The organism is Rossellomorea sp. FS2, from assembly GCF_047915635.1.
In the GTDB taxonomy this organism is placed as follows: Bacteria; Bacillota; Bacilli; order Bacillales; family Bacillaceae_B; genus Rossellomorea; species Rossellomorea marisflavi_A.
This window is the reverse complement of record NZ_JBLRVS010000001.1, coordinates 1,162,949-1,186,704: the sequence shown is the minus strand read 5'-3', so window position 1 is coordinate 1,186,704 and position 23,756 is coordinate 1,162,949. Positions and strand designations below refer to the sequence as shown.

Here is a 23,756-nt window from a genome sequence, read left to right as displayed (position 1 = left end):
ATCACCTCGTTAATCCTTTATTTCTTTAAAGAGTTCATAAGCTTTATTCCTTGCTTCATCCAGCACGGTGATTCCTTTAGGGGTAATGCTGTAATATTTTCTTATTTTCCCTTCCACTTTCTTATCCTCACGCTCCAACAATCCATCTTTTTCCATAGAGTGAAAGATAGGATATAAGGTACCCGAACTCATTTGATAGCCATGCTCCTGAAGTTCATGAAGCATCCACGTTCCGTAAATGGGTTCTTCCTTGGCATGGTGAAGAATGTGTATATGAATGAAGCCGAGAAAGAGTTTCCTTAATACGCGATCTTCCAAGCTTTTCACCACCTTACTCTTACCGATATTGAATATCGATATCGAAATTCGATATTGATATAGTAACAGAGGGGAAGGGTGGATATCCATACGCTTCAAGAAACTTTACAAAAACTTAATAATCTGTGTTTTGAATGGGCAGTTGAAAAAAATTCTCTTCCATGACAGATATCCAAGCTATTTTTGTTCGTTTGAATAGAATAATGAAACTGTTTAGTGGGGGATTGTTTATGAAAAATTATGGTGATTTTAAAAACAACCCTTCATGGGATGTGAACGAAAGTTTTGATTATGTGAAATCAACGAATTTAGATCCATATTATGTTCCCACGGGCTGTCCATCTATTTTTCCAAGAAGGTCTTCTTCAGGACCACAGGGACCACAGGGGGCTACAGGAGCACAGGGGCCAGAAGGTGTACAAGGAATTCAAGGGGAAGTCGGAGCCCAAGGGCCACAAGGAGATCAAGGCGCAACTGGGACTCAAGGTCTTCAAGGAGACCAAGGCCCTCAAGGAGCTCAAGGTCCACAAGGTGACCAAGGCGCAACCGGGGCTCAAGGTCCCCAAGGAACACAAGGTCTAACCGGAGCCCAGGGACCACAAGGAGATCAAGGAGTAACCGGAGCTCAAGGTGCTCAAGGTGACCAAGGTGCAACAGGAGCTCAAGGTCCACAAGGAGATCAAGGCGCAACAGGAGCTCAAGGTCCACAAGGAGATCAAGGCGTAACCGGGGCTCAAGGTCCACAAGGAGATCAAGGCCCTCAAGGAACTCAAGGTCTGACCGGAGTCCAAGGTCCACAAGGAGATCAAGGCGCAACAGGAGCTCAAGGTCCACAAGGAGATCAAGACGCAACAGGAGCTCAGGGCCCACAAGGGGACCAAGGTGCAACAGGAGCTCAAGGTCCACAAGGAGATCAAGGCACAACAGGAGCCCAAGGTCCACAAGGAGATCAAGGCCCTCAAGGAACTCAAGGTCTGACCGGAGTCCAAGGTCCACAAGGAGATCAAGGCGCAACAGGAGCCCAAGGTCCACAAGGAGATCAAGGCCCTCAAGGAACTCAAGGTCTGACCGGAGTCCAAGGTCCACAAGGAGATCAAGGCGCAACAGGAGCTCAAGGTCCACAAGGGGACCAAGGTGCAACAGGAGCTCAAGGTCCACAAGGAGATCAAGGCACAACAGGAGCTCAAGGTCCACAAGGAGATCAAGGCCCTCAAGGAACTCAAGGTCTGACCGGAGTCCAAGGTCCACAAGGAGATCAAGGCGCAACCGGGGCTCAAGGTCCTCAAGGTGACCAAGGCCCTCAAGGAACTCAAGGTCTAACTGGAGCTCAAGGTCCCCAAGGAACACAAGGTCTAACCGGAGCTCAAGGTCCTCAAGGTGACCAAGGCGCAACCGGGGCTCAAGGTCCTCAAGGTGACCAAGGCGCAACAGGAGTTCAGGGCCCACAAGGTGACCAAGGCGCAACAGGAGTTCAGGGCCCACAAGGTGACCAAGGTGCAGCTGGAGCTCAAGGTCCACAAGGAGATCAAGGCGCAACTGGGACTCAAGGTCTTCAAGGAGACCAAGGCCCTCAAGGAACTCAAGGTCTAACTGGAGATCAAGGCGCAACAGGGGCTCAAGGTCCTCAAGGTGACCAAGGCGCAACAGGAGTTCAGGGCCCACAAGGTGACCAAGGTGCAACTGGAACTCAAGGTCCACAAGGAGATCAAGGCGCAACCGGGGCTCAAGGTCCACAAGGAGATCAAGGTGCGACCGGAGCTCAAGGACCACAAGGAGATCAGGGTGTAACGGGAGCTCAAGGACCACAAGGAGACCAAGGCGCAACAGGGGCTCAAGGCCCACAAGGAAATCAAGGCGCAACGGGAGCTCAAGGTCCACAAGGAACACAAGGATTAACCGGGGTTCAAGGCCCACAAGGTGACCAAGGCGCAACGGGGGCACAAGGTCCACAAGGAACTCAAGGTGTAACCGGAGCTCAAGGACCGCAAGGAGATCAGGGTGCAACTGGAGCTCAAGGTTCACAAGGGACGCAAGGTGTTACTGGAGTTCAAGGCCCACAAGGAGACCAAGGTGTTACTGGAGCTCAAGGCCCACAAGGAGACCAAGGTGTTACTGGAGCTCAAGGCCCACAAGGAGACCAAGGTGTTACTGGAGCTCAAGGACCACAAGGGACGCAAGGATTAACCGGGGCACAAGGCCCACAAGGTGACCAAGGCGCAACCGGGGCACAAGGTCCACAAGGTACTCAAGGTGTAACCGGAGCTCAAGGACCGCAAGGAGATCAGGGTGCAACGGGAGCTCAAGGACCACAAGGGACGCAAGGATTAACCGGGGCACAAGGCCCACAAGGAGATCAAGGCGCAACAGGAGCTCAGGGTCCACAAGGGACGCAAGGTGCTACTGGAGCTCAAGGACCACAAGGGACGCAAGGATTAACCGGGGCACAAGGCCCACAAGGTGACCAAGGCGCAACGGGGGCACAAGGTCCACAAGGTACTCAAGGTGTAACCGGAGCTCAAGGACCGCAAGGAGATCAGGGTGCAACGGGAGCTCAAGGTCCACAAGGGACTCAAGGATTAACCGGGGCACAAGGTCCACAAGGTGAACAAGGCGCAACAGGACCACAAGGTGTGCAGGGCGCACAGGGACCAGCTTTCGCGACAGAAGGTTTTTCGGGCAGAGCGGATGGAATTACGACGGCAGCTTCGCAACAGATTGCGAACTTCTCTGTGGCCGCTCCGTATTACAGTAACGTAAACTTTAATGCCACTACCGGGACATACACAGTACCTGCAACCGGAAGATATTCAATCAAAGCAACCATCAACTATACGACGACGGCAGCCATCTCGGTAACATTGGGTGGTGGAATAAATCCATCATTTGTTGTAAGGAGGATCGCGGACAGTACGACTCTGGTATCAGGACTATTCCCGGTGCTCAATGTGAACATTGCATTGGTGTTGACACTAAGGACCATTCTTGGAAATGGGACTGTAACTTTGGCTGGGGATGTTCAGCTGAATGCAAACGATACAATTGGATTGTTTTATGTATCCGACGGTCTCACAGTCAACTTGAATCTCGGTGCTGGCCAAGGAATTGTCTGGTCGGTATATCGAATCGCATAACGTAGAGAGGATACGAATAAAGCCCCTACCTGTAGGTAGGGGCTTTATTAGGTCCATGGGATGGAATGATCAAGATTAGCTAGTTCTTTCTTCTCTTTTCTATATTCGTTCAACATATTGGCAAAAAATAGACGATAATAGTAAGTGGACAGAATATTTAGAAAAAGGAGTGAGGAAGTTGAAAAGGAAGATTAGTTATTCCTGTTTATTTCTAATGTTACTGTTTCCTTCTTGGACGTTGGCGGGTGACTTTGGTAAAGATGATCCTTCTGGAAATCCCGGTGAGTGGTATGTCGGGACGAATCCAGCCGCAGCCAAGCAGCCAATTTTGTTTGTGCATGGTTTGAATAGTTCATCGAATACTTGGTGGAATGAAAATGATATGTATGATGTTGCTTATCGCAGTGGCTATAAGACCGCATTCATTGATTTATATCCACAAAAGGATATGTGGGCAAATGGTGCATTGTTGGCTGCGAAATTAAAGGAAATCCATGATTATTTTGGGGAAAAAGTGGTGGTGGTTGCTCATAGTAAAGGAGGGATCGATACTCAATCTGCTCTCGTCCACTATGGGGCTGACCGTTATGTTTCCAAAGTGATTACGCTATCGAGCCCCCATCATGGGTCACAGCTGGCAGATTTGGCCTACAGCAACTGGGCCGGCTGGCTGGCTGCCATAATCGGAAGCAAAAATGAGGCGACCGCATCTTTACAAACCGGATATATGAGTCAGTTCAGGTCGCAAACTGACGGAAGTAGTGGGATGATCCCTTTTTATACGATGGGTGGTACTTCCTGGGGAGGATTCGGCGGATCTCTGTACTGGGGAGGACTTTACCTTTCGGGATATGGAAGCAACGATGGAGCTGTGACCATAGCAAGTTCTCGATTGCCAAATGCACAGGAGGTGGCAATCGGAAAGTGGGATCATAAAACCGTCAAAGAGGGATCTTCTACATTTTCTATTTTTCAATCATTATTATCTTCTTCCCCCACTCATGATGTGGGATCCAGGAAGGAATCGGCTCTCAAGGCCAACACGTCATCCTTCATCCGCGGAGGTGAGTACACAAAGCATTCGAAGGAATCCTTTTGGGTAGAGGTCGGTGCAGAACGGATTAATATTGACTGGTTGGCAACGAACGTAATAGAGGATGTTTATCTTACAAGTCCAGATGGAGAAGTAACCGAATTGAAACCGTCAGGAAAGGATCAGGGAAGTTACTTCAACGGGGCTATTCATCACGTGGGCACGGTAGAAAACCCTATTGAAGGCGAGTGGAAGGTGTCATCATTATCAAAAAAACCGGGAGCGTATTTATTGAATGTTGGATTCACAAGTCCACTGAATGATGACTTGGGGGTAACAACGACGGAGAAGGGAGTAAGCATTCAATCGAATATGATCAGTGGTGTCACCCAGCATACAATGTTTGAGTTCTATCCGAAGGGGAAAACGGTGTCTCAGTCTGTCAAAGGGATTGGGGCAATGTTAAATGCAGGAGAAGGAACTTATAACCTGACAACGGATATTGAATCTGATTATAAAGGGAAACCGTTCAATAGAACCATCATCCAGAGTGTGTACCTGAACCAAAACGGCCAAATCGTAAAACAGTAGTGAACGCAATGAAAGAGCCCACCGCGAACGGTGGGCTCTTGTTTATCTTTTAGTATCGTACAGCTTTGTTTGAGTTGATTTTACCATACTTGAAGTTTGTTCCAGTGCCAGAGATCTTATCAGCGGTTTGTTCAATGGCCTGGCGGATCTGTACGTTATTCTTTCCTTGGCTAGCCAACAAAGCAGCCAAGCCGGCTACGTGAGGAGAGGCCATGGACGTACCTGACATATAGGAATAGCCATTATTCGGAACGGTTGATGCTATGTTCACACCTGGTGCAGTGACATCCACCCAAGTCCCGTAGTTGGAGAATGAGGCTTTTCGGTCACTGGAGTCAATGGCGCCTACTGCAATGGCATTAGGGTAAGAAGCTGGCTGGAATGTACGGGATACATTGTCGTTACCGGCAGCGGCAACGACTACAGCTCCTTTGTTCCAAGCATAATCGACGGCACTTTTAAGAGTTGTGGAGTTGCATTCGCATCCAAGGGAGAGGTTGAGTACCTTTGCTCCTTGATCAGCAGCATAGCGGATTCCTGAGGCAATGCTGTCGAGTGAACCACTTCCATTGGCATCAAGTACGCGCACTGCAAGGATCTTCGTATCAGGAGCCATTCCGGCTACGCCAATTCCATTGTTCGTATCGGCAGCAACAGTACCGGCTACGTGAGTTCCATGACCGTTTAGATCCATTGGGTTATTGTCTCTATCGATGAAGTCATATCCTTTGATCACCTTCCTGGCAAGATCAGGGTGATTATAATCTACCCCAGAATCAAGCACAGCCACCGTTTGAGTGCTGCTTCCACGGGTTACATCCCAGGCAGCTGGGGTTGAAGTGTTTTGTGGTCCATACTGGTACGTAGAATAGTAAGGATCATTCGGTGTCCATGTCGCTTGGAATGTATAGTTTGGTTCAGCGTATTCTACATTTGGGTTGTTTTCCAGGGCCTTTACAGCCTGATCGACGTCCGCTACTTCCAATACCTGAAATGGATCTTTCGCAGATGCTTTCTGTTCATTTGCTTTTGCTTTATTCAAAGCAGATCCTTGTGCCTTTTCGGAAACACCATCCTTGAATTTCACAATGACTTCACCGGATTCGAAAGCATCTTTGTCCACTGTTTTATTGACAGGTTGGAACGGTTTCGGTGCTTCCTTGGCAAGTGAACTACCTCCGAAGGCAGGGAATAAAGCAAGGGAAGTTGCTAAGGATAAAGCGGCTATTTTTTTGAACTTCATAAAAGCATTCCTCCATTTTCTATTTTTTTATGACGACAAATTAGCAGGTCGATCCTCCCTTCAGAAATCGAGATGAACAAAGGCCGTTGTGTTAAATGATAGATATGTAGGTGACCCTTATTACCTAGGATTCTAGCAGGTTGCGACAAATTACTGAATAGTATAAATTTTATATTGAAAACTGAATAACCTCTCATTTATTGAAAGATTCAACAAAATGACCGCTTGGTATGAAATGTTTCATGATTTGGGGCCTTGACAAGACTAATATGATAGGTGAATGGTCACTTATTTTCTCAAATAGAAGGTTGAACATAATAGAAGTCGATTGTTATTATAATATTATTATGTAAACCACATAAAATTTATTATAGAAATTATACTGCCTGTATCAGTATACTGAAAGCAGGAGGTGATCGTATGGAAATCCGTTTTCCAAAATCCGCAGCATCTCATGCAAAGCCTGTATGATTCGGCGATCCTTTGCATGGGGTGGTAGATGAAATCGCCATTCATATGTCGGCTTTGTACCTTATTGATCCAACAACGATAAGGAGCTGACACGGATGAAAACAGTCAAACAAATTCCGGATTATCTAATGAGAGAATTACAGAACTATGTTCAGGGACAAAGCATTTATATCCCTAAACGAAAAGAAGAATATGATGCCTGGGGCTCTAAATCAGGTGGAAGGGAAGCGCTCCAACGGAGAAATCACTCAATACTAGAAGCATTTACAGCCGGAGAATCAATTGCTTCCATTTCAGATAGGTATTACTTATCCATCGAGACGATAAAGAAAATCGTTTATGGAAAACGCTGAGGCGGTCCATGGAAGATAGATCAGGAAAATCAATCATTCAAAAGAAAACAGCTTGCTTTGACCAATCGTGTCAAAGCGAGTTTTTTTTACAAATGAGAATAGTCATATGAAAAACAACCCTTTTTCCTAACCGGGGAAGTTAGATCATCTCCTTTCTTTCTTATCGTTCATGAAAGGTGGAGTTCTTTCTAACGTTGTTCTCTACCTATGAACAAATGAATGAATGCGTTATAGTAGAACTGAAATGAGGTAAGGAGAGATCGTAATGGAGCGCTTTATACGAAATGATCAATATAATGAAATATCGAATCAAGCCCAAATCTTGCTGAATGGAAATTCAACTGTGAATGATCTGAACGTACTGCATGCACTGAGGGGATTAGTGAAAGATAAAGTGAACGGGTTGTTTACCGATCTGACAGTTTCTCAGGAGGAGATGCTTTCCAAAGTCGAGGAGGTGAAGGATTCTGAACAGGCAGAGGACTTCCTTTTAGGACTTGAACCATATATTCTTCCGTTTCCACCGATGACCGAGGCGAAACTGAAGAAGTTGTTTCCAAAAGTGAAGAAGCTGAAGATGCCGGATCTTTCAGAGTTGAACGAAACGAATCTCACTTATCTCGGCTGGAATGATTACGGTCAGGAACGCAAATACTTGGTGGTCGAACGAGACGGGAAGTTGACGGGTTTAAAAGGCAGATTCACTCCTTCTAATAAAAAGGGGATCTGTGCCATCTGTCATTCATTCAGTGAAATCGGAATGTTCATGTCAGAATCAAAAAAATCCCAGCAAGGAACCTATGTGAATAGGGGTAATTATATTTGTCAGGATAGCGTGGTGTGCAATACCCAAGTGAAAAGTCTTGAAAGGCTACACGATTTTCAAGAAAGAATGAAGTCGTAATCCAAAGGAACAGTGTATAAATCCCTTGAAACATTACGATACTTTCAGTAGTATAGATAAGTAGAAAATCGTATTGTTTCGAAATGAGGGTATAAAAATGGACAAAACATCCATATACGGATTAACGATAGATCAGCTCACAGATTGGCTAGTTGAGCACGGCCAGAAGAAATTCCGTGCTGCTCAAGTCTGGGACTGGTTATATAAGAAGAGAGTAACGGACTTCTCTCAAATGAAAAACCTGAATAGTGCCTGTGTAGAACTGTTGGACAACCATTTCCACATCCAAACTCTTCAACAGGAAATTAAGCAGGAGTCCAAGGACGGAACGATCAAATTCCTTTTCAAACTTCAGGATGGAAACCTGATTGAGACCGTTCTTATGCGTTTTAATTACGGACTTAGCGTCTGTGTGACCACTCAGGTGGGTTGTAACATCGGTTGTACGTTCTGTGCAAGTGGATTGTTGAAGAAAAATCGCGATCTCTCAAGCGGTGAAATTGTGGAACAGATCATGAATGTACAGCATCATCTTGACGCGGCCGGCAAGGACGAGAGGGTCAGTCACATCGTGGTTATGGGAATAGGCGAGCCATTTGATAACTATGATAATATGATGGACTTCTTCCGTGTCGTGAATGACCAGAAGGGCCTATCCATCGGTGCACGCCATATTACCGTATCAACAAGTGGTTTAGCCGATAAGATTTACAAGTTCGCCGACGAAAATATCCAGATCAACCTGGCTGTTTCCCTTCATGCGCCGAACAACGAGCTACGGACCAGGATCATGAAGATCAACCGTGCTTATCCACTTGAGAAATTGATGCCGGCGATTGATTATTACCTGGAGAAAACGAACAGGAGGATTACGTTTGAGTACATCCTCTTGAGTGATGTGAATGATCATGTGGAAGAAGCGAAGCAACTTGCCAAGCTTCTGAAGGACAAGCGACATCTATCGTACGTCAATCTGATTCCATATAACCCCGTTGATGAGCATAATCAATATCAAAGGAGTACGAAGGATGCCATCGTGAAGTTCTACGGAACTCTCCTGGATAATGGGATCAACTGCGGTGTGCGTGTGGAACAAGGTTCAGATATCGATGCTGCCTGCGGTCAACTGCGCAGTAAACAAATTAAGAAAGCCATGGCATAATAGAAGGCCTGCCGTGACAAACACAATACATGACCGGACGATCAATCGATGCACATCGAGATCGTCCGGTTTTTATTTTTTGTCATGTGATTTTACGACAGACTGTTGTTGCACAAACCTCATCAATAAACGAGAAGACAATTGATATATCAATGATTGATTAATTGGATGAAACTTATTAGTTGACGCATCAAATGTATCGTAGTATGATCTTGCTTGTAACCTTTTAAAACAAGATTTTAAAGAGATTACACGTTATGATTGACGGGTCATGTAATATGGGCTGCATCCTTGACAGTCAGGTCGCTTTATAGTATATTAATTGATGCATCAACTATTGAGTGATCAATTGTTAAAGGAGGGGGATGCTTTGCCGAATCACTGTTCAGAAGAAGGTAAGATCATCTATCAGCTGAATGACATCTATAAATTAATGAGTCCCAAGTTCGAACGCTGTACCGGTATCAGTCAATCACGTCTCGAGCTTCTCCATAAATTATTTGATGTTGACGAAATCAGTCAGACCCAATTACAAAAAGAGGTTTGTATAGATGGCGCAGCCGTTACAAGACATTTGAAACAGCTCGAAGCACAAGGCATGGTATCTCGCAGGAAGAATCCTGCAGATAATCGTTTTACATTCGTCCGCCTGACGAAAGAGGGAAGAGAAAAAATCGATTCCTTTAAACGTGAGAAAGAACAATTCATCAGTAGGGTCCTTGACGGTTTTTCAGAGGCTGAGATGAAGGAGCTTTCCTCCAATCTTTCCAGGATCCAGGACAACGTCAATAAAATCAACTATTAAGAAAAGGGGAATACCATCATGAATTCCTTTCGCAACAACGACTTCCAAGACCTCATTACCGGACGCCGTTCCATCCGGAACTACGATCCGAGTGTGAAAATCAGCAAAGAAGAAATGAAGGAGATCTTGACTGAAGCAACACTTGCTCCGTCTTCTGTGAACCTTCAACCATGGCGCTTCCTTGTCATCGATAGTGAAGAAGGAAAAGCCACTCTTGCACCACTTGCAAAATTCAACCAAACACAGGTTAATACATCTTCAGCTGTCATTGCCGTATTCGTGGATATGAACAGCCTTGACTACACAGACCGTATCTATAACGATGCTGTGGAAAAAGGCCTTATGCCTGCAGACGTGAGAGACAGACAGATTCCTGCAATCAAAGGGATGCTAAGCCAGGTTCCTACACAGGAAATGCGTGAAATGAATCTGATCGATGCAGGTCTTGTATCCATGCAACTGATGCTTGCAGCACGTCACCACGGATATGATACAAATCCAATCGGTGGGTATGAAAAAGATCAAATTGCCGAAGTCTATGGAATGGATAAAGAACGCTACTATCCAGTTATGTTGATTTCAATCGGTAAAGCTGCAGACGCTGGTTACCAGTCTGTCCGCCTTCCAATCGATGAAATCACAGAATGGAAATAATCCAATCCGACCATCACTGAATGTATTAAACCAACAAAGAAGAGGAGAATGATCCATGATTATTACACACGCTGAACTACAAGTGAACCCTGCAAAAGAAGAAGAATTCCTGGCTGAGATCCGTACGCTGATCGCTGCTTCTAAACAAGAAGAAGGAAACGTGGACTACTCGCTTAAACGCGATGTTGAAAACCCGAATCATTTCACTATGATTGAAATGTGGAAGGATATGGACGCAGTCCAAAGCCATAACAATAGCGAGCACTTCAAGGCATTTGGTGCTAAAGCCCAGGCATTCCTTGCCGGCCCTCTTGCAGTGCGCATGTTCGAAGGACAAGAATTGAAGCTTTCTTAATCAATGAACCGATAAGAAGCAGTTCCTCTTGGAGCTGCTTTTTTTATTGGGAAAATGGAGGATAAGGATATGGAAAATTTAATGAAATATTTTGATCTGTTCGATCAATCCAGAACAAGTGAAAAAGCGTTTGAGGAGTTGAGCAGCCTATTCACAGAGGACATGACGTTTGTATTGAATGGACATGAAAAACACGGCATCGATCAATGGAATCAATTCGTAAAGATGGTGTTCCAGGAAAATGTCGACCTCAAGCATATGTTTGAAGGCTGGGTATATGATGAGAAAGAAGATCTTTATGTAACACCATGGGCAGTCTGCGGAAAACGCAAATCGGGGGAAGTCTACACCCAGACAGGGAAAGATTTTGCCAAACTAGATGCATCAGGAAAAATCACTTATCTGGCCAATGTGCCTGACAATACCGACATGTTTTCTGATTATAAGAAGTAATGCGGTATTGATTGACACCTTCTGAAATAAGAAGGTGTTTTTTAATGAATAAACAAAAATTTTTGTTGTGTCATGTACAATACTATTTCAAGTAGAAGTTGATGAGTATGAGCAGGCATTATGGTCAAGCAGCGGGCATCGCTGTTTTTTTTTTTCGAAAATCTTTTTACGAAATGGGTATTCATACAGACAATGGACGCTTGTCCTGCTTATACTATCTTAGACCCAGAGAAAGAGAGGAGGATACAGATTATGTATAAAGGAAATAAAGGAGTTCAAGGTGCCCAAAGCGGGCAACAGCCGATGAACTGCGGGTATCCGCAGGTTTCTCCAGCCCAAACCAAACCGACACAAATGATGCCGGCTCAGACCAGCCCAACAAAACAATTCACCGAAAACGTTAATCAGGAAGTCCAAATCCCTATGGTTCATCCAAGCCACACCACTCAGGTGAATCACACTCATTATAAATATGTACACTCTTATCCACACACACAATCGGTGGTCAATTCCGTTTCGGAAGAACATGTATGCGCAGAGCCGCAACAACAGATGCCGATGCATCACTGCCCACCACCTTGCCCGCCTCGTCCGTGCCCACCACGTCCATGTTGCAGGCCAAGACCAGGATATTTCTGGTGATAAGGAATGGTGTCCTTTAAGGACACCATTTTTTTGTGGGTAGGTTCCGTTCCAAGCCGATAGTTGGTATCATGAGGAGTAGAATGTTGAAAGGAATCGAGATATGTACAGACTGACAGACCGCATGATCAAAGATCGATGCGGAGATCAATCATATAAAAAAGGACAAGAGTATGTGAGGCGCAATCGTGTACACATCCTTTCTAAACGGGATGAACATGTGAGCGCAACGGTGAAGGGCGATGAAGACTTCTCTGTGACGATCAACCTGAGCGATGATCGAGCCTCCTGTTCATGTCCCAAACTGGCATCATTCAAGAAGGAATGCCAGCATATTGCAGGGGTGTGGCTGGCTTTGAAAGATGAGGCTGCCGCAGATGGACTAATCGCACTCTTCAATGAGGAAAAAAGCGTCCCTACTGTAAAAGCGCATTTCGAAACCAGGGATGTCCTGCACCTTCACTGGCTCCTAAGGTACGAAGAAACCATGTATCTGTATCTTACTATAGAAGGAAGGGAAATTCTTGACATCCATGGCTTCACTGAAGCGGTTAAAGAAGGGAAGCGTTACAGGATTTCCAACGATTTCGATTATCTTCCATCCTCCCATTGTCTTCAGCTTGAGGACATGCAGCTGTTGGATTGTCTAGAGCATAGTAGGGAAGGACATCCGGATACGGGATCACTTATTATTTCGCCTTCTGCATGGAGGGGCATTCAACCTCTCCTTACGTACGTTAAGGCTTCCTTCGAATATCCAACGGGGGAGCGTGCAGGATTTACTGTCTCCAAAGACATGCCGGACATAGGCTTTCATTTTGATCATACAGAACAAGGTTTTACCTTGCATATCAAGGGTGTCCGAGATCTACAGGTCATTCCTTCCTATGAATTGGTCATGGATGACGGGATCTTCAGGACATTGTCTGCACCCAATGGGCGCAAACTGATAGAGATGAAAAAGTTGCTTACGTCATCTTCTGATGTGATCAGGATTCCCCACACTCAGATCAATCTGTTTGTTGAAAAGGTCGCAGTAGGGTTAAAAGACCTGGGGGAAGTTACATTCTCTGAAACGATGATGACGTTGATCACCCACACCCCACTGGAAGCGAAGCTTTACCTTGATCGGGTAGGGAACAGGCTGTTGGCCGGGTTGGAATTTCAATATGGGCATCTCTCAATCAATCCGCTTGCCCCTGTTCAGGACGATGGACAATTCCTGAGGGATCGTGTCCAGGAGCAGCGTATTCTCGAAAAAATCGATCAGATTCCTTTCACCCGCACGGAAGAAGGCTTATACCTTCAAAATGAAGAATTGGAATTTGATTTTTTGACCTACGGGGTGAATGACCTCAAAGGGTACATGAACATATTTGCGACGACTGCCGTCCGCAATCGTCTATATAAACGCAAGGCCTTGCCTAGACTTCGAGTGAAGGTGAATAAGGAAAGGGGCAACTGGCTTCATTTTTCATTCGATATGAATGGGATTCCGCAGAAACAGATTGAAGGAATATTGCAGGCATTGGAAGAAAAACGCACCTATTATCCAATGGGTGACGGGTCGTTGTTATCGTTGAAAACGAAAGAAATTCGAGATATGGAGAAATTTCTTCACACCGTCGAGGCCGATCGCCATGACCTTCTGAATGGAATGGGTGTAGCCGTCTCGCCAACTTCCGAGCTTCTTGATATCGTTGAAGATAGTGACCTTTATCATCTGGATGAATCATATGCTGAATTCATTAAGGGGATCCATCATCCTGAAACATTGCATTATCCTGTTCCACAAGAATTAAAAGGGGTTTTGATGCCCTATCAGGAGACAGGATACTCTTGGCTGAAATATTTAGCTTCATTCCGTTTTGGTGGATTGCTGGCTGATGATATGGGACTCGGAAAAACCCTGCAGGCCATCGCCTATATCCTCTCTGAAAAAGCAGAAACCAATGATCCCGAAGATCCGATCCTGGTAGTATGCCCCTCTTCTGTGGTACATAATTGGCAAAGGGAATTAGAGAAATTCGCCCCGGTTTTGAGGGTGCGGGTGATCGAAGGGACCTCAACAAAACGGAAAAATCTCATGCTGGATACTGGGGCAGATGTATGGATTACATCTTATCCCCTCATACGAATGGATTATCGGCAATATGAAAACGTGAAATTTCATACGGTATTTTTGGATGAAGCCCAAGCCTTTAAAAATCCATACACACAGACCAGCAGGGCGGTGAAGAAAATCCGTTCTAAGAGGATCTTCGCTATGACGGGTACACCCATTGAAAATACATTGGAGGAATTATGGTCGATTTTTCACGTGATTTCGCCAGGTGTACTAGGGGGGATCACAGATTTCAGCCATCTTCAGCCTAAAGAAGCTTCAAGGAAGGTGCGCCCGTTCATTTTGAGGCGTGTGAAAAAGGATGTGCTGACACAGTTGCCCGAAAAGCATGAGTCGGTAGAAATGATTGACCTCTTACCTGAACAAAAGGCATTGTATGCGTCCTATCTTGCGAAACTCAAGCATGATGAATGGAAGCATCTCGATCGCCATACACTGGATAAGAATCGCATCAAAATCCTAGCGGGTCTTACAAGGCTCCGCCAACTCTGCTGTCATCCAGCTCTTTTTGTAGAGGGCTATCGAGGAGGATCTGCTAAACTCCTTCATCTCCTTGCACTGATAAAGGATGCCAAATCGGAAGGGAGAAGGGTCCTCATTTTTTCCCAATTTACAAGTATGCTGAAAATCATTGGTGGCGAGTTGCTTAAACAGGGCACGCCGTATTTCTATCTTAGCGGTGAAACCGATTCACTTGAAAGGGTGGATCTATGCAGGCGTTTTAATGAGGGGGAACGTGATTTCTTCTTGATTTCCTTGAAAGCAGGAGGAACAGGCTTGAATCTACAAGGGGCAGATACCGTCATCTTGTATGATACGTGGTGGAATCCGGCTGTGGAGAATCAAGCAACGGACCGCGCCCATCGAATGGGACAAACGAAAGAAGTCCAGGTGATTAAATTGTTATCAAAAGGCACAATTGAAGCGAAGATGAATGAGCTTCAGCTGAAAAAGAAGGCGTTATATCACGAGGTGATTGATCAAGATTACCACTGGAGTGTAGAGGACTTGAAAATTTTGATGGAAGAGTGAAAGAGGCTGGGACAAAAGTGTTTTAGTCATAGTAAAACCCAAATTCTTTTGCTCACGATAAGGCAAATGAATTCGGGTTTCTTTCATGAACATGACCATTTCACTGTTTCCAACGGGAAGAGTAGCTTATGTGAGAACCCGAAGGCAGGCCGAGGAGGCTCTCACGGGCTACCAGCGGAAAGGGGGGGCTTACACGGAAAACTTGAGCGGTATAAAGAATCTTTACTGATACTGTTCGCCATGAAATGGTCCATTTTTCGTTTTGTCCCAACCTTTTCCTGAATCAGCTCAGCTCTGCTTTCAATTCGCGAATCTGATCGATATGCCGTTTTTCGTGATACCCGATAAAGGGAACCCACTGATCCAATCGTACCATTCCGAATACAGGATGGGGATTTCCCTTTGATTTCAATTCATCCTCAGAGGTTGTTGTGAGAAAATGAAGTAGGTCTTTGCGCGAGTTTTTAAGTTTTTCTCTCATCTCGTCGAGCGTCTTCTTTTCATCGGCAGGTTCGACGTATGAAGGAGCTTGCACTTTTCTTGAGCGGTCGACGGTAAGGTTTACCGGCTTATCGTCAATAATGCTGGTTTCACCGTGTTCTAGTGTTTTAATCATGGAGGCCGTGACAGCCTTTTCCATTAAATATAAATGGTCGACAACCTGCATGATTGTCCAGCGATTTGGATGAAGGCTTTGATTGAGCTTTTCATCTGAAAGGTTTTGTAGTTCATCGAATAGTTCTTTGCGTGTATCTTCAATCAATGTGATCGATTCTTTCATTGTTCTACCTCCTACATGTTTCTTTCATTGTAGTCGTTCAACTCTTATCCGTACAGTAAATGGGTTTCAGAGGGGTTCTTGGGGGTATTGTATGATATGAATGGAGATTATGCTGAAGGGGTGGAGGGATGGATACGATCAAGAACGACATTGAACAATGGATTGCTGAACACTTTTCCGGGGAAGATGTTATCATCGAAGAATATCCTTATCTTCCCCACGGCAAAAAAATAAATGAACCTTTAAAAGATGATTACGTGATCATTTATTATCATGCTCGTTATGATAGGGTGAATTTTTACTTTAAGCCGAACTGAACATGGATCTTTACTGGCTGCGTTGAATGATTTCCATTCAACGCAGCCAGTTTTTTTTTGGTGTGGGCAAAGGTCTAATCAGATGTAGCGTGGGATGAATAGGATGTAAAAACTTGTCCGGAATGAGGAGGATTTTTCATGCAGCCCTTGGTTTCAATCATCATCCCTTTTTATAACTGTGCGTTCGTCGACCAAGCCATCGAGAGCGCCCTTCAACAGTCATACCCGAACATCGAAGTTATACTGGTGGACGACGGATCCGATCGGGAAGTAGAAAGGATTCATCCTTATCTGTCTTCGATTCACTATGTGAGGAAAGCAAATGGAGGGACAGCATCTGCCATTAACACGGGCATCCAACATTCAAATGGGGAGTATATCGCCTGGCTGAGTTCGGATGATGTCTTCCTGCCACACAAAGTAGAACAACAAATCCACTTCATGAAGAAACATCATGCGAAGGCAAGCTTTACCAACTATGATTATATCGGACCTGATAATAATCTTCTAATCCCTAAATGCGGTGGACAGTTCCAGCACGCAGAGGAAGTATATCGATCATTTTTGACATCCAACCCGATAAACGGGTGCACCGTTATCTTGCACAGGGAAATCTTTAATCGAGTAGGGTATTTTTCTACGGAGTTCAACTATACTCAAGATTATGAAATGTGGTATCGCATCTTACTAAAAGGCATTCCATTTTACTATCTTGACCAAGTCTTATTGAACTATCGTGCGCACCCCAATCAAGGTACAAGTAAGAACCAGGAAGGAATTAAGAAAGAAACCTATATGATTAAACATCACTATATACCTAAGATTGAAAACTTCCTCAACTTTCAAGGGAACAGGCTAAAGCGAGTAGTGTTCGAATGAAGACAGACCTAAACATGAAAGGTGGATCCGCATGAAGATCTTATTGGTGTCTTACTACCCCCTTCCTTACGCTGGGGGAATATGGACCGTTGTATCGAATCTTCAACAAAAGCTACTTTCCCTTGGTCACCAAGTTGATCTATTTTCACAGCGCCCCGACTTGAGTGGGTATCGTATGCATCATCTGGATCACGGGATGATGCTGGAGGCGATGCGCCCGAAGATTATGGCCAGAATGAACGTAGAATGCCCGTATCACCATCAGCATTCAATCATTCAAAAGGCAGAGATCTATCGTCTTAATTTTGAAATGACATTAAGGGAATATGGATTGGAGTCATACGATATCATTCATGCACAAGATGTCACCGCGGCTCAAATCATCGGTACTATGAAGCCTGGGCATATCCCTTTGGTCACAAGTGCGCATGGAAGTCTCACAAAGGAGATATTCCTCGTATTAAAATCCGTTTATCCCCAGCTATCCGAACATTCAATCCTGACAGGACGCGACTTCAAGTATTATCAAAAACTTGAAGAGCAGGGATATAAGGGAAGCAAGTATATTCACACCCAATCAAGGTGGATGAAGTCTCAAATCGAAGCCGATTTTCGGGTGCCTCCTTCAAAGGTCATTTCGTACCCGCTTGGAATCCATAACAAGCAAATTGGCACACCGGTATCAAAGAGGGGTCAAAAAAAGATACTCATCTTCTCTGGAAGGGTCATCTATCTTAAGGGAATTACCTTTCTGCTTGAAGCCCTATCGCAGGTGAACATGGTCCGGGAAGACTGGGATTGCCTAATTGTCGGAGATGGTGATTACCTACCGGAAGCAAAGGCGTTAGCAAGACGGCTTCAGTTGAATGACCGCGTGTCATTCCTCGGACACCTGCAGAGCATGGAATCCATCCTTGCTCAAGGTGATGTGCTCATCCAGCCAAGTCTTCAGGATACTCAGCCCCTTTCGGTTGTAGAAGGGCAGTTAGCCGGATTGCCGGCGATTGTCAGCGATGCTGCGGGACTTCCAGAGATGATTCAGAATGGATTGAACGGCTTGATTGTTCCCACAGGAGATGTGAGATCATTAAAAAATGCAATAGTGGAATTGCTGAATGATGATGACCGACGCTGCAGGATGGGGCATGCGGCGATTGCATGGGCCAATGAACGCTGGACATTGGATGCCATGGTTTCCCAGACGCTGGCTCTTTATAAGAGGGCTCTGTCATGATCATGGGGCAATGTCTCAAACGGTATGGAACAAGGAATTATGAGGCGATTCTTTATAGGATTCCTGTATATGCCGATCAAGTCGAAGGTGAACGTCATGCGTAAATTAATTATTTTTGCCATCGTCGGTTTTTTTGCACAGCTTATAGATGGTTCCCTGGGAATGGCCTTCGGACTGACGTCTTCCACACTGCTCCTGGCTTATGGAGTTGCACCGGCTATTGCATCTGCTTCCATCCATATGTCTGAGATTGCAACGACTGCTGCGTCGGGGATGGCACACTGGAAGTTCGGAAATGTCAACAAGCGCATGGCCTTGCTCCTTATGATTCCGGGAAGTATCAGTGCCTTCATCGGGGCGGCATTTTTAAGCAGTATCCCCGGAGAGGCGGTCAGACCTTATATTTCTTCCTTCTTATTATTATTGGGGTTGTATATTTTCATCCGCTTCCTTTTTTGGCCTTCTTCGTCTGGTGATGAGCATGACGTGAAACCCGCTGCTTATGTGCGAAAAAGGATTTTATTGCCTCTTGGAGCCACGGCTGGCTTTTTTGACGCAATAGGAGGTGGTGGGTGGGGACCTATCAATACACCCGTTCTATTATCCAGGAAGGAGGCAGTGCCAAGGGAGGTAATCGGTACTGTGGACACGAGTGAGTTTGCTGTGACGTTATCTGCTACACTCGGATTTATTCTGTTCCTGGGATGGGGGAATTTTGATTGGCAGTGGGTGGCGGCATTCGTTATAGGAGGCGTTGCAGCAGCACCTCTTGCTGCACTGTTGGTCAAGAAACTTCCTTCATTTCTCCTGGGTGTGCTTGTAGGCGGATTCATTATTCTTACCAACTCCTATACGTTACTCACTGCGTTTAACCAACCAAGTACCTTAATCCTGGTGGTATGCTCAGTCATCTTGTTTATGTGGATCCTCGGGGTTATCTACAGTCTGAAGGGGAAAAGACTTAAAAAGAATAGATAAAAAGAAACGACTTTGCTCATGAGTGAGCAAAGTGGTTGACATATGACACGATGTCACATAAAGTGGATAAGGTTCCATGTGACATCGTGTCATTTTGTATTGGGGAATCGCTGAAGGATTTTTGTCTTTATTTTATAGCAATGCGGGTATAGACCATTGAAGTTTTCTTCTTGGCATACATCCGTCACAGAGGGAGTGTCCGAATTGCCCAAACCGACTTTTTTTAATTTGCGTGAAGAGAAACGGAGCAGATTGATCGATGCTGCTCGTGAAGAGTTTTCCCGGGTATCCCTTTATGAAGCATCCATTTCAAATATCCTGAAAATGGCGGGGATACCGAGGGGGAGTTTTTATCAGTATTTCGAGGACAAGGAAGACGCATTCTTCTACCTGGTAGGAGAACATGCAAGGGAGAGGTTTGAACACTTCACCTCCTTATTGCGTGAACATAATGGCGACCTTTTTGAAGCAAGCAGGGAACTATTTAGAATGGTCCTGCAGCATTCTAGGATAAGTGACCAAAACCGTTTCATGCGGAATGTCCTCCTGAATATGAATTATAAAATTGAAAAGACCTTCACCCAGCATTTGACCAAAGAAACGTTGGATCAGCGCTATGCAGAAGTGTATCATCTGATTGATCGAAGTCTTCTCAACATCCAAACAAGGGAGGATCTGTATCATCTCCTCCAGATCAACACCGCGATCACATTCCATAACCTCGTTAAAAGCATATCGGATGAACTTACTGTAAAGGAAGCGCTGAATAAATATGATAGGGAGATCCACATGATAAGGAAAGGGGTTTCCATGTGAAGGATCTTCTGTGAAATAAGACCAGAAGATAGAAGGGAGAATGAAAAATGGAGGATTCGCAACAAACACAAACATTCAACAAAACACCACTGCTTATCGTATTGATCTCCGGTGCGTTTGCCGCCATTCTCAATCAAACGTTATTAGGTACGGCATTGCCCCATATCATGAAAGACCTGAACCTTGATGAAAGTACAGCGCAATGGCTGACATCGATCTTTATGCTGGTCAACGGGATCATGATCCCGGTTACGGCATTTTTGATTGGCCGTTTTACGACGCGGGCTTTATTCCTCAGTGCCATGGGCCTCTTCGCGGTTGGGACAGCTATCTGTGCTGTCGCACCTTCGTTCGGCTTTTTAATGGTAGGAAGAATCATACAGGCCTCTGGTGCAGGAATCATCATTCCGCTGATGCAGACCATCCTGTTCATGATTTATCCAGTAGAAAAAAGGGGAGCGGCCATGGGGATGTTTGGGCTTGTTATCTCATTTGCGCCGGCGATCGGACCATCCCTTTCAGGGTGGATGGTCGAAGAACTCCCTTGGAGGAGTCTGTTTTATGTGATCCTGCCGATCGTGATCGTGGATTTCATCGTTGCCTATTTCCTATTGAAAAATGTGACAAAACGTACATTCCCTAAATTGGACATCCTGTCTGTCATCTTATCTTCATTCGGTTTCGGCGGGTTGCTTTATGGATTCAGTATTGCAGGCTCCAAGGGATGGGGAAGCTACCAGGTGGATCTGTCCATGATCGTGGGTGGACTCTCGCTGCTTTGGTTCATCCTTCGACAGCTCCGCTTGAAAGAGCCGATGCTTCAATTCCGCGTATTTAAAAATTCCATGTTCACGCTAACAACTGCATTAGGCATGATTGTATTCATTGCCATGATCGGTGCAGCTACGGTCCTTCCACTGTACATGCAGAACATGTTAGGCTTTTCAGCGCTCGAATCTGGATTGATGCTCTTGCCGGGTGCTTTGATCATGGGGCTGATGAACCCCATAACCGGCCGGTTGTTTGATAAGTTCGGAGCCAGATGGCTCGCGATCATCGGTCTTACAATCTTATCCCTATCGACATTCATGTTCACCAATTTATCTGCAGAAACGACATTTTCTTACTTGGCAACTTGGAATGCAGTAAGGATGTTCGGGGTGGCCATGGTGATGATGCCTGTTACAACAGCAGGACTCAATCAGCTTCCTTCGAATCTGATCCCTCATGGTACGGCCATGAACAATACGATGCGTCAGGTTTCCGGCGCCATGGGTACGGCCATGCTCGTGACCGTCATGACCACAAGCGCCATTCCAACGAAAGGGTTGGAGGGCATGATCCACGGGGTGAACGTTTCCTTCGTGGTGGCGGGCATCACCGCAATCTTGGCACTGATCCTGTCATTCTTTGTGAGGAATCCCGGTTCAAGAAGAATCAAGGGAAGTGCGTAACAGAGAATACACGAAATCTGATACCTAGCACATTGATCCGAGCGACCAATCGCCTTTCGATTGGTTGCACGGATTTTTTCTTTTCCCCAAACCGTGAAGAATTCCGAATCTAGTAACTATCCATTCATCCACACCAACTCTTCCTCCGGCTCATATGGTATAGGAGGAGGTGATAGACTTGTGAAAGCACTTTGGAAACACGTAAGAAACCCGCTTTCCTCGAATCCAGATCCCCTGCGTGATCTGGAAAAGGCAAAGGAGATACCGAGGATGGCTAACTTCGGCTTTGCCACACGCCCTCTACGTTTTTAAATGATTGGCAGCTTGTCCGAACAGGCTGGTATAATCCTGCATATACTATAGTAGCAACGATTAAAGGAGGATGTAACAAGTGAAGGTCATAATGATTGATCCCGGTCATGGTGGAAGCGATCCCGGGGCAAGCTATAAAGGCCATGAAGAGAAGTATTATAATCTGCTCATAGCTCTCGGACTGAGAGATTTCCTACTGAGACATTATCAGGTCAACGTGATCATGACCCGTGAATCCGACCGGGAATTATCTTTAGAGGAAAGAAGCCGACTTGCCAATGCCAGAGGAGTTGATTTCTTTTTATCCATCCACCATAACGCAGGGGGTGGGACAGGGTTCGAAAGCTATATTTATGATGGAAGGGTATCAAATGATATGGTATCCCTCCAAGCCACCATCCACAATGAAATCGTCTCATCCATCAACAAGCATAGTGTGGTGGACCGAGGAAAGAAGAGGGCGAACTTTCATGTACTGAGGGAAACAACCATGAACGCTCTATTAGTGGAGGTCCTATTCATCGATCGTGATACCGATGTCGCTTTGATGCAGTCACCGGCGTTCAGATCAGATGTAGTCTCCGGATTAGGAAAGGGCGTTGCCAAAGCATTGGCGCTGCCTGATGCACAAAAGGCAACATTCAAAGTGATTGCGGGGTCCTTCAGCGATCGGAAAAATGCTGAAGAGAGGGTGGAAGAGCTTGCTGCTAGAAAAATCGATTCCTTCATCACGTCCTTACTACTTGATGGAAAAACATATTACCGGGTCCAGGCAGGGGCATTTGCCGATCGGCAAAATGCTGAAAACCTGGTTCAAACGTTGAAGGGATATAAGATCGATGCTTTCCTGGTCGTTGAAGGCGCAGTTTCATCCGTGCCTCCCGTATCTCCACCAAAGCCAACGAATACGCCAAAACCTAGCTCTCCGCCAACTTCCGCCCCAAAACCGACCCCTCCGCCACAATATCCTTCAAAACCGGGGTATTCCATCCTGGGGGAAAGTGTGTTGAAAGGTCATCAACTTGATGAGTTTGCAAGGAAGGTGAACCCTTCAGCACCTCTTCTCGGAGCTTACTATGCCACTCTTGGAAGACTGTACGGTATACGGGGTGATGTGGCTTATGCCCAAGCACTGCATGAAACGAACTTTTTCCGATTTACTGGACAAGTTAAAGCTTCGCAGAATAATTATGCCGGGATCGGGACGACTGGACCAGGTTCGGATGGCGCACAATTCAGTACCCCTGAGGAAGGCGTCCACGCCCACCTTCAGCATCTATTCGCTTATGCGACCACATCCCCATTGCCGGGTAGCATTCCACTCATCGATCCACGTTTTTCCCTTGTGAAAAGGGGGATCGCCCGAGACTGGACAGATTTAAACGGAAAATGGGCCGTGCCCGGGACCACTTATGGTCAAATGATTTTGGCCCTGCATGAACGGAATCTAAGCGATTCCATAGCGTCGTCAAAGGCACAGATCTTATTGATGGAAGATGCGATGAAGCAGCTGATGAATAAGTAAATGCATAAAGAGGCTGGTACAAAGGTGTTTTTGTCATAGTAGAACCCGCATTCATTTGCCTGCAAAAAGGTAAATGGATGCGGGTTTTTAATTTGTTTCATGACCATTACGATTTCATTGTGTTTAGCGTTTGATTGAAGTGCAGGACGAAGACTCCCTCGGAAAAAGTTATTATGACGGGTGTTCCC

Annotated in this window: 21 protein-coding genes; 18 read left to right on the top strand and 3 right to left on the bottom strand. The window is 45.5% G+C overall.

Annotated elements, in window-relative coordinates; all coding sequences use genetic code 11:
• Positions 1-9 precede the first annotated feature (9 nt).
• Positions 10-318 carry a PadR family transcriptional regulator gene (locus ACNA6I_RS06300; protein ID WP_048003900.1) on the bottom strand — a complete coding sequence of 103 codons (309 nt, stop codon included), beginning with the start codon at positions 316-318 and terminating at the stop codon, positions 10-12.
• A 344-nt stretch (positions 319-662) separates the two neighbouring features.
• Here ACNA6I_RS06300 and ACNA6I_RS06295 point away from each other — a divergent pair, with 344 nt between their 5' ends.
• Entirely contained in the window at positions 663-3,449 is a 2,787-nt protein-coding gene (locus ACNA6I_RS06295) for a collagen-like triple helix repeat-containing protein (RefSeq protein ID WP_416313222.1), read from the top strand.
• Positions 3,450-3,627: 178 nt separating this feature from the next.
• The gene (locus ACNA6I_RS06290) at positions 3,628-5,073 is read left to right on the top strand and encodes an esterase/lipase family protein (protein ID WP_416313080.1); all 1,446 of its coding nucleotides are present in this window, start codon (positions 3,628-3,630) and stop codon (positions 5,071-5,073) included.
• A gap of 49 nt (positions 5,074-5,122) precedes the next feature.
• Here ACNA6I_RS06290 and ACNA6I_RS06285 read toward each other — a convergent pair whose 3' ends face one another.
• Positions 5,123-6,316 carry a S8 family peptidase gene (locus ACNA6I_RS06285; RefSeq protein ID WP_048003546.1) on the bottom strand — a complete coding sequence of 398 codons (1,194 nt, stop codon included), beginning with the start codon at positions 6,314-6,316 and terminating at the stop codon, positions 5,123-5,125.
• A 566-nt stretch (positions 6,317-6,882) separates the two neighbouring features.
• Between ACNA6I_RS06285 and ACNA6I_RS06280 the strand changes: the two genes are divergently transcribed.
• From ACNA6I_RS06280 to ACNA6I_RS06240, 9 genes are all read left to right on the top strand, one after another.
• Complete coding sequence (locus ACNA6I_RS06280) at positions 6,883-7,140, top strand: CD3324 family protein (RefSeq protein WP_048003547.1); 258 nt, start codon at positions 6,883-6,885, stop codon at positions 7,138-7,140.
• A 265-nt stretch (positions 7,141-7,405) separates the two neighbouring features.
• Positions 7,406-8,044: a FusB/FusC family EF-G-binding protein gene (locus tag ACNA6I_RS06275; protein WP_416313079.1), complete on the top strand. Its 639-nt coding sequence runs from the start codon at positions 7,406-7,408 to the stop codon at positions 8,042-8,044.
• A 97-nt stretch (positions 8,045-8,141) separates the two neighbouring features.
• Positions 8,142-9,206, top strand: coding sequence for a 23S rRNA (adenine(2503)-C(2))-methyltransferase RlmN (gene rlmN / locus ACNA6I_RS06270; protein WP_048003549.1), 1,065 nt, complete (start codon positions 8,142-8,144; stop codon positions 9,204-9,206).
• A gap of 325 nt (positions 9,207-9,531) precedes the next feature.
• Positions 9,532-10,011: a MarR family winged helix-turn-helix transcriptional regulator gene (locus tag ACNA6I_RS06265; protein WP_416313078.1), complete on the top strand. Its 480-nt coding sequence runs from the start codon at positions 9,532-9,534 to the stop codon at positions 10,009-10,011.
• 18 nt (positions 10,012-10,029) lie between these two features.
• Entirely contained in the window at positions 10,030-10,665 is a 636-nt protein-coding gene (locus ACNA6I_RS06260) for a nitroreductase family protein (protein ID WP_416313077.1), read from the top strand.
• A gap of 55 nt (positions 10,666-10,720) precedes the next feature.
• Positions 10,721-11,020 (top strand): putative quinol monooxygenase, encoded by a 300-nt coding sequence (locus tag ACNA6I_RS06255; RefSeq protein WP_048003552.1) that lies wholly within the window; start codon positions 10,721-10,723, stop codon positions 11,018-11,020.
• 69 nt (positions 11,021-11,089) lie between these two features.
• Positions 11,090-11,473, top strand: a complete 384-nt coding sequence (locus ACNA6I_RS06250; RefSeq protein WP_048003553.1) for a nuclear transport factor 2 family protein — start codon at positions 11,090-11,092, stop codon at positions 11,471-11,473.
• Positions 11,474-11,593: 120 nt separating this feature from the next.
• Positions 11,594-12,115, top strand: coding sequence for a CotD family spore coat protein (locus ACNA6I_RS06245; RefSeq protein ID WP_416313076.1), 522 nt, complete (start codon positions 11,594-11,596; stop codon positions 12,113-12,115).
• Positions 12,116-12,218: 103 nt separating this feature from the next.
• Positions 12,219-15,272, top strand: coding sequence for an SNF2 helicase associated domain-containing protein (locus tag ACNA6I_RS06240; protein ID WP_416313075.1), 3,054 nt, complete (start codon positions 12,219-12,221; stop codon positions 15,270-15,272).
• 283 nt (positions 15,273-15,555) lie between these two features.
• Here the strand turns inward: ACNA6I_RS06240 and ACNA6I_RS06235 are convergent, their stop codons facing one another.
• The gene (locus tag ACNA6I_RS06235; protein WP_252266474.1) at positions 15,556-16,053 is read right to left on the bottom strand and encodes a DinB family protein; all 498 of its coding nucleotides are present in this window, start codon (positions 16,051-16,053) and stop codon (positions 15,556-15,558) included.
• A 128-nt stretch (positions 16,054-16,181) separates the two neighbouring features.
• Between ACNA6I_RS06235 and ACNA6I_RS06230 the strand changes: the two genes are divergently transcribed.
• From ACNA6I_RS06230 to ACNA6I_RS06200, 7 genes are all read left to right on the top strand, one after another.
• Positions 16,182-16,370 carry a hypothetical protein gene (locus ACNA6I_RS06230; protein WP_048003556.1) on the top strand — a complete coding sequence of 63 codons (189 nt, stop codon included), beginning with the start codon at positions 16,182-16,184 and terminating at the stop codon, positions 16,368-16,370.
• A 138-nt stretch (positions 16,371-16,508) separates the two neighbouring features.
• Complete coding sequence (locus ACNA6I_RS06225) at positions 16,509-17,249, top strand: glycosyltransferase (protein ID WP_048003557.1); 741 nt, start codon at positions 16,509-16,511, stop codon at positions 17,247-17,249.
• Positions 17,250-17,280: 31 nt separating this feature from the next.
• Positions 17,281-18,483 carry a glycosyltransferase family 4 protein gene (locus tag ACNA6I_RS06220; RefSeq protein WP_416313074.1) on the top strand — a complete coding sequence of 401 codons (1,203 nt, stop codon included), beginning with the start codon at positions 17,281-17,283 and terminating at the stop codon, positions 18,481-18,483.
• 96 nt (positions 18,484-18,579) lie between these two features.
• Entirely contained in the window at positions 18,580-19,461 is an 882-nt protein-coding gene (locus tag ACNA6I_RS06215; RefSeq protein WP_416313221.1) for a sulfite exporter TauE/SafE family protein, read from the top strand.
• A gap of 204 nt (positions 19,462-19,665) precedes the next feature.
• Positions 19,666-20,277 carry a TetR/AcrR family transcriptional regulator gene (locus ACNA6I_RS06210; RefSeq protein ID WP_048014250.1) on the top strand — a complete coding sequence of 204 codons (612 nt, stop codon included), beginning with the start codon at positions 19,666-19,668 and terminating at the stop codon, positions 20,275-20,277.
• A 47-nt stretch (positions 20,278-20,324) separates the two neighbouring features.
• The gene (locus ACNA6I_RS06205) at positions 20,325-21,731 is read left to right on the top strand and encodes an MDR family MFS transporter (protein WP_048003561.1); all 1,407 of its coding nucleotides are present in this window, start codon (positions 20,325-20,327) and stop codon (positions 21,729-21,731) included.
• 391 nt (positions 21,732-22,122) lie between these two features.
• Positions 22,123-23,568, top strand: coding sequence for an N-acetylmuramoyl-L-alanine amidase (locus tag ACNA6I_RS06200; protein ID WP_416313073.1), 1,446 nt, complete (start codon positions 22,123-22,125; stop codon positions 23,566-23,568).
• The last annotated feature ends 188 nt before the right edge of the window (positions 23,569-23,756 follow it).

What these genes read in the sequence shown, in the direction of transcription:
- ACNA6I_RS06285 (WP_048003546.1), bottom strand. Translation starts at nt 6,316, where the DNA reads ATGAAGTTCAAAAAAATAGCCGCTTTATCCTTAGCAACTTCCCTTGCT.
- ACNA6I_RS06215 (WP_416313221.1), top strand. Translation starts at nt 18,580, where the DNA reads ATGCGTAAATTAATTATTTTTGCCATCGTCGGTTTTTTTGCACAGCTT.
- ACNA6I_RS06230 (WP_048003556.1), top strand. Translation starts at nt 16,182, where the DNA reads ATGGATACGATCAAGAACGACATTGAACAATGGATTGCTGAACACTTT.
- ACNA6I_RS06255 (WP_048003552.1), top strand. Translation starts at nt 10,721, where the DNA reads ATGATTATTACACACGCTGAACTACAAGTGAACCCTGCAAAAGAAGAA.
- ACNA6I_RS06245 (WP_416313076.1), top strand. Translation starts at nt 11,594, where the DNA reads ATGGTCAAGCAGCGGGCATCGCTGTTTTTTTTTTTCGAAAATCTTTTT.
- ACNA6I_RS06280 (WP_048003547.1), top strand. Translation starts at nt 6,883, where the DNA reads ATGAAAACAGTCAAACAAATTCCGGATTATCTAATGAGAGAATTACAG.
- ACNA6I_RS06225 (WP_048003557.1), top strand. Translation starts at nt 16,509, where the DNA reads ATGCAGCCCTTGGTTTCAATCATCATCCCTTTTTATAACTGTGCGTTC.
- ACNA6I_RS06220 (WP_416313074.1), top strand. Translation starts at nt 17,281, where the DNA reads ATGAAGATCTTATTGGTGTCTTACTACCCCCTTCCTTACGCTGGGGGA.
- ACNA6I_RS06240 (WP_416313075.1), top strand. Translation starts at nt 12,219, where the DNA reads ATGTACAGACTGACAGACCGCATGATCAAAGATCGATGCGGAGATCAA.
- ACNA6I_RS06205 (WP_048003561.1), top strand. Translation starts at nt 20,325, where the DNA reads ATGGAGGATTCGCAACAAACACAAACATTCAACAAAACACCACTGCTT.
- ACNA6I_RS06275 (WP_416313079.1), top strand. Translation starts at nt 7,406, where the DNA reads ATGGAGCGCTTTATACGAAATGATCAATATAATGAAATATCGAATCAA.
- ACNA6I_RS06260 (WP_416313077.1), top strand. Translation starts at nt 10,030, where the DNA reads ATGAATTCCTTTCGCAACAACGACTTCCAAGACCTCATTACCGGACGC.
- ACNA6I_RS06250 (WP_048003553.1), top strand. Translation starts at nt 11,090, where the DNA reads ATGGAAAATTTAATGAAATATTTTGATCTGTTCGATCAATCCAGAACA.
- rlmN (WP_048003549.1), top strand. Translation starts at nt 8,142, where the DNA reads ATGGACAAAACATCCATATACGGATTAACGATAGATCAGCTCACAGAT.
- ACNA6I_RS06235 (WP_252266474.1), bottom strand. Translation starts at nt 16,053, where the DNA reads ATGAAAGAATCGATCACATTGATTGAAGATACACGCAAAGAACTATTC.
- ACNA6I_RS06265 (WP_416313078.1), top strand. Translation starts at nt 9,532, where the DNA reads ATGCATCAACTATTGAGTGATCAATTGTTAAAGGAGGGGGATGCTTTG.